The sequence below is a fragment of the Paratissierella segnis genome (assembly GCF_014385195.1).
GTDB lineage: Bacteria > Bacillota > Clostridia > Tissierellales > Tissierellaceae > Paratissierella > Paratissierella segnis.
Genome location: NZ_JACRTG010000015.1, coordinates 15,830 through 30,151, shown reverse-complemented (window position 1 = coordinate 30,151; position 14,322 = coordinate 15,830). Strand labels below are relative to the sequence as shown.

General features: G+C 31.3%; 13 protein-coding genes. 3 read left to right on the top strand and 10 right to left on the bottom strand.

The annotated features are described in order from the left end of the window. Positions 1-4: 4 nt before the first annotated feature. Positions 5-2,932 (bottom strand): DEAD/DEAH box helicase, encoded by a 2,928-nt coding sequence (locus tag H8707_RS05145; protein WP_262429069.1) that lies wholly within the window; start codon positions 2,930-2,932, stop codon positions 5-7. Positions 2,933-3,175: 243 nt separating this feature from the next. Here H8707_RS05145 and H8707_RS05140 point away from each other — a divergent pair, with 243 nt between their 5' ends. After that, positions 3,176-4,081 (top strand): tyrosine-type recombinase/integrase, encoded by a 906-nt coding sequence (locus H8707_RS05140; RefSeq protein ID WP_262429068.1) that lies wholly within the window; start codon positions 3,176-3,178, stop codon positions 4,079-4,081. Between the two features lie 406 nt (positions 4,082-4,487). Then, positions 4,488-6,464, top strand: a complete 1,977-nt coding sequence (locus tag H8707_RS05135) for a hypothetical protein (RefSeq protein ID WP_262429067.1) — start codon at positions 4,488-4,490, stop codon at positions 6,462-6,464. A 166-nt stretch (positions 6,465-6,630) separates the two neighbouring features. Here the strand turns inward: H8707_RS05135 and H8707_RS05130 are convergent, their stop codons facing one another. The 5 genes from H8707_RS05130 to H8707_RS05110 form a co-directional block, all read right to left on the bottom strand. Next, a complete protein-coding gene (locus H8707_RS05130) occupies positions 6,631-7,254 on the bottom strand; it encodes a recombinase family protein (protein ID WP_262429066.1) in 624 nt (207 codons plus the stop codon). Positions 7,255-7,540: 286 nt separating this feature from the next. Then, positions 7,541-7,726, bottom strand: coding sequence for a hypothetical protein (locus H8707_RS05125; RefSeq protein WP_262429065.1), 186 nt, complete (start codon positions 7,724-7,726; stop codon positions 7,541-7,543). Between the two features lie 499 nt (positions 7,727-8,225). Then, a complete protein-coding gene (locus H8707_RS05120) occupies positions 8,226-8,792 on the bottom strand; it encodes a hypothetical protein (RefSeq protein ID WP_262429064.1) in 567 nt (188 codons plus the stop codon). A 1-nt stretch (position 8,793) separates the two neighbouring features. Further along, positions 8,794-9,585, bottom strand: coding sequence for an ImmA/IrrE family metallo-endopeptidase (locus tag H8707_RS05115; protein WP_262429063.1), 792 nt, complete (start codon positions 9,583-9,585; stop codon positions 8,794-8,796). Positions 9,586-9,587: 2 nt separating this feature from the next. Next, positions 9,588-9,977: a helix-turn-helix domain-containing protein gene (locus tag H8707_RS05110; protein ID WP_262429062.1), complete on the bottom strand. Its 390-nt coding sequence runs from the start codon at positions 9,975-9,977 to the stop codon at positions 9,588-9,590. Between the two features lie 204 nt (positions 9,978-10,181). Between H8707_RS05110 and H8707_RS05105 the strand changes: the two genes are divergently transcribed. Further along, positions 10,182-10,487, top strand: a complete 306-nt coding sequence (locus H8707_RS05105) for a hypothetical protein (RefSeq protein ID WP_262429061.1) — start codon at positions 10,182-10,184, stop codon at positions 10,485-10,487. A gap of 60 nt (positions 10,488-10,547) precedes the next feature. On the opposite strand, the gene H8707_RS05100 is transcribed toward H8707_RS05105, so the two are convergent. From H8707_RS05100 to H8707_RS05085, 4 genes are all read right to left on the bottom strand, one after another. Further along, complete coding sequence (locus H8707_RS05100; RefSeq protein WP_262429060.1) at positions 10,548-10,814, bottom strand: hypothetical protein; 267 nt, start codon at positions 10,812-10,814, stop codon at positions 10,548-10,550. A 142-nt stretch (positions 10,815-10,956) separates the two neighbouring features. Then, complete coding sequence (locus H8707_RS05095; RefSeq protein WP_262429059.1) at positions 10,957-11,685, bottom strand: DUF1444 family protein; 729 nt, start codon at positions 11,683-11,685, stop codon at positions 10,957-10,959. A 131-nt stretch (positions 11,686-11,816) separates the two neighbouring features. Continuing rightward, complete coding sequence (locus H8707_RS05090) at positions 11,817-12,332, bottom strand: hypothetical protein (RefSeq protein WP_262429058.1); 516 nt, start codon at positions 12,330-12,332, stop codon at positions 11,817-11,819. A gap of 352 nt (positions 12,333-12,684) precedes the next feature. After that, positions 12,685-14,211 (bottom strand): hypothetical protein, encoded by a 1,527-nt coding sequence (locus H8707_RS05085; RefSeq protein ID WP_262429057.1) that lies wholly within the window; start codon positions 14,209-14,211, stop codon positions 12,685-12,687. Between the last annotated feature and the right edge of the window lie 111 nt (positions 14,212-14,322).

The window sequence follows — 14,322 nt, the reverse complement described above, 5'->3', positions numbered from 1 at the left end:
CTTTTTACTTAGAGCAGAATACTCTTATCGGTAAATATCCCTGATTAACACAAAAATCATCTGCTGCCGCAATAACACTTGAAATCTTTTCACTTAACCTAGACTTTGTAATACCTGGTTGTACTAAAATTATTTCGAATTCAAACATTTTAGTTTCTCCTGAAGCCAAGACTTCTAAAAATTTATCATAACTATCTCTTATGTAATTATTCGGATTATCACTAGAATTTTCATGTGTAATCATTCTAGCCTTTAGTTTCCTTTTCAGTTTCTTTAAATCTGTCCACATTGATGACTTAATAACTTGTCCACATACTTCATATACATCATTTACTCTGTCTCCTGATTTTTCGCCTCCAGAACCTTTACAATGATAGAACTGAAGAACAATGCGTTTATCATGCTCCTTGGCTGCTATAAAATCTGCTATTTCTCCTGTTCCGTGGTCATAATACAGAAAATCATACTCTTTGCCTGATAAATATTTATTTAAAAATTCTTGTATAGAAATCTTCCCATGACTTGGATTATCAATTTCACACTCTATATCCACCCCATTCTCTTCCCATTCTATTGGTTCTAAAATATCTTCATCTATCAAAATCAAGTCATCATAATTCTTTTTATAGTATTCATGCCCTATCAATGAAGAAAAATCACTAAAATATATTACTAAAGGATTAGCATTTAAATAATCCAATAAAGAGATATCGCCATATTGCCTATTAATAAATATACTTTTAGCCAAACTATCCTCACTTTTGAAAAATTTATCATCATCTAGAGAAAAACAAATGCTGAATTCAAAATTGTAATATTTAAAAACTATCTCTATTTTCCCTTCATTTCTGCCTTTTACCTGCAACTCTATATCTAACAACTGAATACATTCAAATCCTATATCTTTATTTTTACTGCTTATAATTGGTGGTTTTTGATATGTTTCATTATTCCAATCTACTGAAATAATAAATTTGTTAGGTACAGTATTCACTTCTTCGCTAACTGGAATATAATCTAAAGGAGAGTTTGTAAATGCAGAGCCTTTGCTAGTAACCTTGTTTGCAATATTGTTACACCATTTTATAAATTGTGGTATTGTTAAATAACTATTGCTCCATACTTTTGAACCACTACTATATCCTACAGTTACTTCTTCATTATTATCAGTACCTTTACCAAAACAATGCCCCCTATGAAAAATCCTTCCGTCTGTTTTTCTAATTGCTTTTTGTGCATTAGAACCACTAATTATTCTATAGGATTCCGTATTACTTGTTTGTATACTATTTCTCATGCCAATATTAAAAAATTCTGGGTTCTTTAAATTAGATAAAACTCGATTTATTTTACCCAATGATAGTTTTCTTATATTTGTACCAGAAAATTGTTCTGCAATACTTTCATAAATGTCTTCATTCTTCCTAGTAGAATTAATAAATAATAATTTATGCTGTTCTTGAAAGTATATTATAAACAATTCATATTGTATCTTCTGAAACATATTTAGTTTCGTCCACTTAGGATTAAGTATCTCTTTAGCAATAATAACTATCATTGAATATTCTCTGCTGATATGTTTATTTACTAATAGTAGACCATTAGGCAGATTAATATCTGCATGTATGTCAAAAGTATCCACCGAGTATATTCTAACATGTGCAAATGGAACTAATGAAGACAATGACAGGTCATTTGTTTCATCATCTCTATTTAAAACGCAATCGAAGGTACTAAGAGTCTGCTTATTTTCAATTTCTTCATCTATCCTACTTTCACTTAAATTCATAATAATTTCTTCCCATACAGCCCCCTCCTCAAATATTTTTTCTCTTTCTATTTCAATTTCAGATGGTGTAGCAATGAATTTTGCAGTTCCAAGATTAGGAGCGTTTGTTCTTGCAAATCTTCCAATAAATTGTAGTGTAACTTCAAGAGATTTATGAGGGGAATGAATTGCAGCAATTTTTAATTTAGGAAAGTTAAAACCTTCACCCAGCATATTAACACATATTATCCCATCTAGTTCCCCATTATTAAGTTTTTTAATAACACTTTTAACATGGCTATATGAATGGTCGCTATTTATAATCTTTAATCTCAATGATGTGTTTTCAGCATATATTTGTTCTAGTTCCTTTGCCCTTTTATTTCTATCTGTCCTTACCATCAAACAGTGCTCAAAACCAGCATTTTTATCTTCAATAAACACTTCTTCTGCCTTCTTGGCAATTGCAATATCTTCCGAACCTTCAATATTTTCTACTGGAATATATTTTATTCTACCAAAAACCCCATCTTTATAAGCATCTGATATTGCATAATTATATATAAACTTTCCTTTAACTTCTTTTTTATCTCTTCGAAATGGTGTAGCAGTGAATAGTATTTTTTTTGCTTGTGGAAATGCTTCAATTATTCCATTCCATGTTGTTGCAGGACTATGATGTGCCTCATCAATTAATATCAAATCAAACATACCATCAGGAGGAGTAGGAATATCATCTATAGCAGGACTAATGCTCATTGGTATAGCAACTACCACATCAAAATTTTCTAATCCCCTCCATGCCTCTTCCGTTAATATTTTATTTTTTAACTCATAAACTTTTGGCTTTTCAGTAATATTCGTCAGTGCACCTATATCTAATAATGTCTGTAATTCTTCAAACTCTTCTTTTATTTGACTCCTAACCAATCGGCTCGGTGTCAACACCAAAACCCTTTTAGCCATTAAAACAAATGCTGATAATATCAAAATAGCAGTTTTTCCTGAACCTGTGGGCATAGTAATAATTGCAGGATAATTGCTATTAGTAAAGTGCGATGCTATAGCATGTATTGCCCCGAGTTGAGATTCTCTTAAGCCTTTCTTCTCATCAGTTTCGTAAGGATATCGAACTGCATCGTAGTAATTTAAAAAATAACTCACCGTATCACCACCATTTTTTTGTTTATTTCACTTATATAAATTATAGGACAATTTTCATAATTTTTCCACAAAACTTGTCAACAAAATATAAGTTCTTTTTCCAGTTCCCTTTAAATCTAAATATAAACCCCCATATAATCGCCCATTATCCCATAAAAAATTGGAAACAAAAATTTAACACTCTCTTGAAACCCTTATCCAATATATTTTATAGTATTAAAAACTATAGGAAGGATGTTGATGATGGAATATAATAAGGGATTAACTGAAAGCAATTTTTATATTGATGAATTTGCTACTTATTTGATGAGCATAGACAAGTCTGATTCCACAATAAAAACTTATATCGAGCATGTGCAGGCATTTGCGAAATGGTTTGAAGAAACCAATGGCATAAATTTTGACCCTATTATAGTAACTGAAATTGATATCAGAGATATGCGTTCATATCTACAGGGAACAAGGCATTTGAAAGAAACAACCATTAATTTAAGATTGGCCAGTCTGAAGAGTTACTTTGAATTTCTTGAAGGAGAAAAATATATAAAAAATAATCCTGCCAAACCAATTAAAAAAATAAAGATTCAATCACCTGCTGCACCCAAGTCTTTGGATGAACAGACCTACCGTGCCTTACGCCGTCATATATACCGTGGAGGTAATAAGGCTCATATTGCCATGTTTGAAATTTTCACTAGGTGTGGAGTTAGAAATTTTGAACTCATAAATATCCGTATTGCTGACATTGATATAACTGAACGAAAAGGTAACCTAAAAGTAATAGGAAAGCAAAATAAAGTGCGTCATATCCCCTTGCATAGGGATGTTCGGGATGCAATTAACAACTGGATGGAAATAAGAAAAAACGTTAAAACAGAATGTGATAATCTGTTCATATCCGAACGCAAGACCCCTTACACCAGGTCAGGAATTTGGAAGATTTTCAAGAAATACTGTGCACAAATAGGGATTACGGATGTAACTATTCATTCTTTTAGGCACTATTTTTGCAGAACACTTCTCAAAAATGGGGTTGATATTTCTATAGTTGCTCAACTTGCAGGTCATGCTTCTGGTTATGTTACGGCACAAGTATATACCATTCCAAGGCAAGAAGAATTGGAGGCAGCAATAGAAACATTAGTTTAGGATTTAAAAAGCAGGCATCATTTGCCTGCTTTTTAAATCTATAATACTTCCTATTTTCTATTATCATATAGACTGTTACTATTGCAAGAGGTATTACTGCTAGCCATCTATACCTGCTATTAAGCAGTCCTTTTCTACTTGCTTCATAATTTCTAAAAAGAGAAACAATAAGAACCTACACGCATAGTTAGGTTATTATTGTTTCTCTTTTTTATAAAAAAGTCTATGTAAAAATTTGATTTCAATAGCACAACAAATATAATGCTAAAAAATAAACAATGGAGTCGCTAATCAAAACGGGAAACACATTATTTAAAAACGGAGATTTATAAAATAATACGGAGAACGCCTCAATGTAAACGGAAAACATAATATCTAGTGACTCCTCTGAAACGGAGGAGTTTTGATGAATTTAGGAATTAACTATGAAAATCGTGAAGCATTAGGCATAACAGATTTTGCGTTTTTATCCCTATTTAAAAAGGAAAATGAAAAAGTATACTTTAGGCTCATTCAGGAGGAAAAGCATATAGCAAAGAACTTTGACTGTCTTCTTACTTTAGATGAGGAGTTAGAATACCCTCTTATGCAAAAAGTTATTCAAAAATATCAAAGACAAGGCTATGGAGTCTATTTTGTAGTAAACAGTGGTGGACAAAAAACAGATTCTATTAAAAGGGTGAATGCACACTTTGTTGATATGGACTTTGGAAAGGTTCCAAAACTTATTAACGGGGAACTCTTTAAAGATTCTAAAGGAAAGATTGTATATGAATATAGGAACAAAGAAGAAATAGAGGAATATAAGATTGCTTTTCTGAAGAAATTAGAAAATTTTAAACTAATTCCAAATGCTATTGTAGAAACTAAAAACGGCTTTCATGTATATTGGCTGCTTGACCCTGATAAGCCAGAAAGTTTAGATGTTTTTACTCCACTCCAGGAAAAACTTATTGACTATTTCTCCGCCTTTGAAGAAAGAAAAGAGCATGCTGATAGCAGTGTAAAGGATATAAATAGAGTTTTAAGGCTAATAAATTATAAACATTTAAAGAATCCAAAAGACCCATTTACTATAAAATGTATATACCTAAATACAGAAATAAAATATACTCAACACGATATTGCAAGTGACATAGGTTGTAATATCATTGAGTTGATTAATGATGCTAAAAGTCTTGAACTAAAACCCGCTGCTACGAGGGCTAAGACCAGCAACTTGCAAAAAGGAAACCATAAAGTTCATTCTACTCCAGTCTTACAGTATGAGGACTTGATTCCATTTTTAAAACAGCAGGACTTAATAAGTTATCTAGGTATTGATGCAAAATCTAATGCGAACTTTAAATGCATATTCCATAACGACAACAACCCCAGTGCTGTCATAAAAAATGGCGGTGGATATTACAAGTATTTTTGTAATTCTCCTACTTGTATTTGCCATAATGCTGGGAAAGGCATGGATATTATTGATATAGTTAAAATTAGAGAAAACTGCGACACTTCAACTGCTATAAGAGAATTAATTGAATGTTTTCATATTAAATTGAAGGATTCAACTTGGATAAATAAACAGAATAAAAGATTTGAAAATAACATTATGCTTTTAAGTCAACTTTATGAAAGAAAAGACGAATTCCCAAACCTAAACCGTATCATTAGGTTTGGTTACCCTCTACTATTAGATATTCTTGAAATTGGTAAAAAAAATATTGTTAACCGTTTCTTTAATGCAAATGGAGAAAGCATATTTTTCTTTTCTAATCGATATCTTGCAGCAAAAAGGAATAAAAGCGTCGTGAATACAAATAAATACATTAACTTATTTTGCACCTTAGGATTACTCAACAAAATCCCATATAGCCATGTAAATAAAAACTTAAGAGCAACTGCTATTCAAATTTCCAAAGATAATAGTCAAAACGGAATTTCTTTCTATACTATTCCTGACTATAATGAGGCTTTTAAAACAGCAGATGAAAGAGCATCCATCATGCTTCAATATAAATTTAGCATCATGGGTATGAGCAAAAAATATTTGGAAAACTGTTTTGGAGAAGAGTTTGCAAATAAAATCTATCATGTAAATGTGAAAGATACCGAGAAAAGCAAAAGCATAAGAGATGCCATAGAAGTATTCATACTGCAACAAATCAAAACCTATGGTTACTTCACCAAAGATATGGTTATGGATTATAAATTAAAAGTGGACAACCATTATATAAGGCGTGGAGCAAAAGAATATGAATTTAGGAAGGTTTTACCTGATGTCATTCAAAAATACGACCTGATATATGTGAAGGCTAATAAAAACATTAATCAAAAACTAGGTATAGACACTAAGAAATATCTACTCATTCAAAATAACCTATTAGACGAATAATTGCCAAAAAGAGAAACAATAAGAACCTAACTATGGGGGTAGGTTCTTATTGTTTCTCTTTTTGATATATTCATATATATATGTAAAAAAGGTATAACAATATACAACTATAGATAGATTGATATATATACCAATTCTTATAATGTTAAAAAGGAACTATAGAAACTCATATGGTATTTATTTCATAATGAACTTTTTCATATTCTTTGACCCGCCTATAAAATGTGTTCCTCTTCATCTTACACAATTCCATAGCCTTAACCGCAGTTATCTCTCCTAAATTCCATCGCTTATACACTTTTTCAAAATTATCGTCAATAACTTGTTTTGGTCTACCAAATTTAACTCCTTTTGCTTTTGCCACTGCTATTCCCTGGTTTTGCCTTTTCCTTATATTGTCTCTTTCCCGTTCTGCAACAAAACTTAGAACCTGAAGCACTAAATCACTTACAAAGTTGCCTAATGTATCCTTATATTGAGTAGTATCCAGTAATGGCATATCCAAAACTTTAATGTCCGCTTTGATTTCCTCTGTTATTTCTCTCCACTCTTTTAGAATTTCCTTGTAATTTCTACCAAAACGGTCAATTGCCTCAACTATCAATAAATCCCCCTGATTTAACACTCTCTTTATCAGTTGATATTCTTTCCTGTCAAAATTTTTTCCGCTTTCTTTATCTATAAAAATAAAGCGCTCATCGACTCCATGCTTTTTCATCTCTTCTATTTGCCTTGCTTCATTTTGGTCCTTAGAACTGACCCTTATATACCCATAAATTCTTCTATCCATATTTCTCACCATCCTTTTTTAAGGAAATCCATAGACTATTTCATAATGTCCCTGCACTTTTGAAATATATTTCAAAATATAAACTTAACCTTTTGAAATGCTATTTAAATGCCTTATTACGCAGTTTCAAAAAGTACACTTTTTGAAACTATGCAAAATATGCTATTTCCTTCTACACATGAACCAAATACAGGCAATGCCAGCAACGGTAATACAAAAAATCATGACAATTGTTAAATACATCAATTCGCCAATCCCCCCTAATAAAACAGAGATAAGGTTTCCCTTATCCCTGTTTTATCATTTCCCACTCTCTTCTATTTTCTACTATCATATAGCCTGTTACTATTACAAGAGGTATTACTGCTAGCCATCTATATTCGAAAAACATCTTTTGATATAAATAGTAAATCAAGAAAAATGTTGTAAATCCAACTGCTGTAGGTATTAATATATTAAAAATTATATTCATTTTCCTTTTCACCATAATCAACTCCTTTCCCTTTTATAATAATTGTAGCGCGCATAGAAATATTTGTCAGGTCCCTTTTAATAAAATGTAATTTATTTTTAACAATCTTTTTAATTTTTGTCTTTTCAGTTTACTTTGAATCCCTATATACATGAGCCTTTGGCCTTTCTAACTAATATACATATATAATAGGGATTTAGAAAATAAAGAATTATAGGTTAGTAAGAGGAATATGGTTTAATGGAATACTTTTGGTCTTAAATGATATCACCCCTAACCTTGATTTCGTCGTCTAAATTTTCTTTCAAAAAAATAAAAAGCACATTCTCCTTTAATAATGCCAGAATAAACCAGCCCGTATAAAGAGAATATGCTCTCCATCTGTGACACTAATGCTATTGTAGCGAATATACAGAAGAAAACTATTATATTGTAACAATTACCATTTTCATCCGACCTAATTCCTTTAACCCATATCCCTTATTACATATACCTTCCCCTATATGCCCAAATATTTTTTCCAACCATTTCTTTCAAATCTTATAAAGGCCTTTCCATATTGGTCTTCAAAGGTATCTCTAGTTGGACGAGTCAACTTATCATTAATTTGATTAAAAATATCTTCTGCCTCACTTTTTGTAATCTCGCCAAAATACACACATAAAGCCAAAATATTATTGTGCGTAAGGGTAATGAATTCGTCTAACCACTTAAATTCAGTATAATTATCTGATATTATTGTTGGAATTCTCAACGCCTGAGCATATCCTGCACATTCACTTTCTCCTGGACCGATTACCTTTTTCTTATCTTCAATAATACCTCTTGCAAGTATATTTACAGATATATCTTTCTTCCTATCTACTACCTTAAATATGCTCCCATCTTTATGAATGGCTTGATTAATTACACCATAACCCTTTCCTGCATTTTTCTTTATTTCAATATCATACACAAATTGTGGAATGATGATTTCCTCAAATAAAAGTTCTAAAACATCCAATCTGTTAACTCTGGCTAAATTAATTAAAATATCTGCATCAGAAATGGCTCCTACGTACCTCATTCTAATAATCCTCTTCTAGGGGATACTCATATCCGAATTGCTCTGGAGTCAGTCCGACAAATTCAAGACTATTTTTCATGTTCTTATATGAAATATTCCCTATTTCGTAATTACCCTTTACAAATTCTATATATTCTGTAGGTACATACGTTTCTTTTGATGGAATTATCAGTTCAATGCTATAGCCTTCCCGTTTGGTTAAAGATTGGAGTTGCTCCATATTTTCCAGTGAACAGATATCTACAAGTTCCTCATATTTGTTAATAGAGCATAAATCAAGTTGGATAAGTCTTTTTAACATAGCCTTATAACTTACTTTAAAATAATTGTGCATTCTAACGATATGCCTTGGTAAAATACTGCCCTTATCCACATTAACAATTTTATAAAATACTTCTTTTACATAGTCTTCAGGCATTAAAAATTCAGAAGCAAATACATTTGCTTTCATATCTTCTGCTTTATGCTTTTCATCATCTAAAAGAATCTTTTCTTTTTTCAGGATATCGGCATTATAAATAAGATGATATAATTCATGGGCACCAGTATAACGTTCATGTCCCAAAGTAAAATTACTATTTAAATAGACAATAAACTGTTCCTCAAAATAAGTGCTAAACCCTGATAATTCATCTGTATCCAAGGGCTTTCTTATCAAAAATGCAGCCTCCGATAGAATGTCAAATATATCGGAAAGCCCTTTTCTAGCGAACTTTATTCTCGTTTCTTCTGCTAAGTCTTTAATTTGCAGTCTGAAAGATTCTTCTAGGAGATTCAAATTATTCTTTGGCAATCTTAACACTCCTCCCATAGTGGCTTTCTCTCTTGTGGTTTAAACTCCCCAGCATATATTTTCTTTTGATAAATAAACACCTTTACCATATCCTGAAGTTTTTCTACTTCTTTAATCGTTTTCTCTGAAAAATTTTTCTTCCTGAATAATGTAACTAAATCATCATCTTCATCATCTTCAAATAGGATGTTTATATCTATATTCAGAACTTTGCATAGAGCATTTAACTCCACAGCCGATACAGTCCTGTTGCCGTTTTCTATTTTGCTTAATGTTTCTCTGCTCATATTAACATCTCTTTCAACAAGTCGTTCTACTACTTCAATCTGACTTAATCCCCTTGCTTCTCTAATAGCCTTTATTTTTAATCCAATAGGAATATCCTTTGCCATCTTTAAACCCTCCTTTGTAATATTATATTACATTATTGTTTGTCATGTGTCAATATTATATCCACCATGTAACATTTTATTACTACAATATTGAGTTATATGCCATGAATTATTTTATTAATTTTAAAACTTTTATCTCAAATAATTTGATTTCTCGTGTACCTATGGCTATAATGCTTCAAATTTCGTGAAGGAGTGGTCATTATGATAAATCTAGAAGTTTTGAGATTGGAACTAAATTACCTGCAACAGGTTGTGAATAGGACATTAGGAAATATGGATGCGTGGAAATTAGGTAAAGCAATCACAGTATTAGTCACTTGTTTTCTTAATCCTACTACTTATGATTCCTTATCCTTATCCCTATCCCATCTCCAAGCAGTTGAGCAGTATCTAAATCAAATTCAGCAGGAAGTAGAACCTTGTGAGTACAAACGTCTGCTGAACAATATTCCTACCATAGGGAATTTTTTAGAGAAAATAAAATTTGAGATATCCAAATGCTATTAAAAAAGGCTTTGCAGGATATATAACCTTATCCCCAAAGCCTTTTCTTTTGTCCTAATTTTCCTATTTCCCTTGTCCCTTTTTTATAAATTCGTATAAATCCGTATTATCCATCTTTTCAAAAGCAATAGCCTTTTCAATATTAGTTAAAACTACCTGTTTGCTCTTGATTTCACCAATCAAAGTATACCGAAAGTCATCATTGTATGCAATAATAAAATCCCCTATTCCTTTATCTATTTCCATAGACTGTAACTGTTTCAGAATGCTATCCCTATTTAATTCATATTTATCAACCAATTCAGCACATTCAATTATTACCTTATTCATATTACCATATCTCCTTTTCCACATATTACATATCTTATTATATTATATGAAATTACTATCTCTAAATCAAATTAGAATAAATCTTTGTGATTTCCTCTATAACTATACTTAACCCTTATTCCTTCTACTCCTTAATATACTGTTAAACAGATGCAATATCAAATCTCCCATCTTTATATTGATATACTTTATCTGAAATCTTATTCGGGTCTTTATCTACCATAATTAGTGATTCCATAATTTTTATATATTCAGGTTGATATTTAGCCACAACTAATGCAGTTGAAGAAGGAATTGCAAAAAGATAATCCTGTCCCACTTTCCTTTTTATCTGTTTTTGTAATGAATCACTAAGTAAAAATGATGCATTATAATCAGTAGAATATCGCAAGCAAAATATATTGAGCGTATCATCCAATCGTACCAGTATATTGGAAAGTTTATTTAGGTTCTCCCATGCTCTCTTTTTTATTTTATCAAAGTCCACATCATCACTTTCCAGCACAAATCTAAACACTTCTCCTTCGTCTGATACATATAGTGTATCTATATCGGTAAAGGCTTGCTCCCTGCAAAACCTTAAATCCTTTTCTCCTTTCCCGAAATTCCTGCTTTTAAGTAACGGATATACATTATTATAATCAATTTTAAATTTATATTGATTCAATACCTCATTTGCAACCTTTATATACAATTTCTTTATATTATCGTAGCCCGTAACCTGGTACTCTTTATACATACTGCTGATTGGCAGTTCTACATGAGCCACTTCTGTACCAATGCGAATATATTTTTCTTTTACTTCCACCTCGGGAAATTCCATCTTAAAATCTCTTGTAATTTTTTCTGTAAACTCCTCAATTCTAAGCACCTTATCCCTCCTTAAATCATATTCCCTTAATCCTTAATCCTGATAAACCAAAAGGCATACCTTCCTTTACGTTTAATTCCAGTTATGAAACTGGCCGTAAAGGAGATATGCCTCCGTTAGTGTTTTTTCTTCTATAAAATAACTATTCTACGATATATTATTTCTTCTACTTGATTTGAAATATCGTGCTTTTCTAAATAATCTTCCACGTCTTGAACTATCCAAATGCTCTCAGAAGCCTCTTTTAATATGCTTCTGTCCATTGATGGTATGTAGGTGAATATATCTTCTACAGTGCCATCCATAAAAATTTGTGTGCAACACGTAGTTTGGGGTCCTAAGTACATTCCACGCCTAAAGTATCCTTCTGTGTAAGGAACATTTCCTTTGTTATATAATTGTCCTTTACCATGAGCATGAAGTCCCCATATTCCCCCTATATATTTAGCATCCCCATTTTTATAGGGTATCGCTACAGTTGGAACCACTCCTCCATAAAACTCTTTGTTAAACTTTCTGCATGCTAGAAAAAATTCTAACTGCTCATCTGTTACTTTAATACTAAGACCATTCCTACGTTTTGCACAGTCTCCTGATAATACTTTGTCAATCCCTAGCACCTTATCACCTATTTTTTCTTTCATCATCTAAATCTCTCCTTTTAAAAATACTATGTTTTCAATTAATATGGAGTCAATACCCTCCATATGTACTTTCTGTTAAAGGAAAGTTGATTACATAAATAGGTCAAGGTCGCTATGGATATAAGTTTGCTCTAACTTGTCGAGACCGTGAAAGATTTAGTTATCAAGGTTCTTAGTTTCTTTTGTATATACAGTAACAAGAAAATATTACCATAGTATTCTATGATATGCAAGGCTCTAGGGGGTATTTGTTGTTAACTTGTAATATTTTGAAATAATGGATTATACACTTGCAAATGCAACGCTACCCCCTTTACCCTTAGAATCTATGATTCCCTCATAATCCCGTATTATGTCATTTCCCTTGCATTGTTTTCTCTATTTCTTCAACTAACTCACTTTCAACAAGTTCTAAATTTGTCTTACCAATATAACCAAATTTAATATTTTTATTTCTTATATGGTTTATAAATCTATAGTAAGTTCCATGATTCATATAGCCAGTAAAGAAGAAAATAAAATTAATATTTTTTAAAGTATTAATATCAAAGTTCTCATTGAACCCATCTATTGTTAAAATCTGAGGATATTGCTCTTTAATTTTCCTTCTCCATTCAGTAGCACCTCCAACAATTAGAATTCTATATTCTTCTAGGTATTCATTTAGCGTTTTTACCTGTTTTTGCGGAGTATATTCATTTTTAATAGAGAATAGCATTTCTCTCAACTTATAAATTTCATCATTGTAGACTGCTTTCTTCTCTGTTCTTAGTTCTTTTTCTAAATCTTTAATCTTCTTATTCAGTTGATTAATTAATTTTTCATATTGTTTCTTTACCTTATTAATTTCAGATATTTGGCTGTTTTTAGTTAAATTAATCTCTTGATTTAAAGACTCTATTTCCTCATTTAATCTCTGATTTTCCTTTTGTAATTTATCATTATTGTTTTCAAGCATCTCTAAATTTAGGTATAGGGTTTCTTTATTATTCTTAAAGAATGTTTCTTTTACATCTTTATAGGCTTTTAGTAGGGATTGTATAATAATTCCGTTAATAAGGACGTTTGTTGTACGTTCTAAATTTTTATCAGAATAAAGTAGCAAATAGGCCGTAATTATTTTGTCAATATCCTCCTCATTTAGCACAATGTCGCTTAGTAGTGCACTAATACTCATTCTTTCAAACTCAAATATAAGGGACATTATTGTCTGGTACTTTTTAATTTCTTCATCCTGTGCATTAAAAATATCTTCAAATCCCCTCCACCTGCCCTTATTTGCTTCAATCCTCGATTTAATACTGTCAATAGTTTCCCGTTTAGAATTTATTAACGGCTCGATGTCTTTAACAGTAAAAGATTCTGTCTGCATTATTTTCATTGCATCAATATAAGAATCTACAAACTCCTTCTGCATATTATCTTTTATTTTATGATTTAATTTCAATACAGCATAAAATATAATATTCTCATATGCCTTATACTCAGTAGGCGTTTTGACTGTATCGCGTAATTCTAGCAGCATCATAGCCACATCTATGAATTGGTTCCTGCTTAAACTGGAATATATTGTAGGATAATGCCTTGCTATTAAATTCATTACCTTAGAGCATACAGACGCATCTTCCTCCGCGGCTAAAATAATTCCCAATGCTTTTTTAGCATAGAATTCTCTTTCTATCCCTGCCATAGTAATAGCCACATGATGGTACGCATTGGATTCTTTTGCCTTCCTGTAGAAATTATATTTATCAGTTTCATAAATAGTTTCTATTTCTTTTTTCATCTCTTCTTTATATATAAATGCTGCTGAAACATGTGCCAAGATTCCATTATATGCTCTAGCATCTTTTTCAATATCTACTACTTCACTTATTAACATTTTAACCTCCCAAAATCTTTATGTACTAATAATTTGCCTTTAGAAAATAAAAGTACGGTAAATACACCCAATTCCTTGTATCAAATTAACTCCCACTTTTTAAATTGCTAC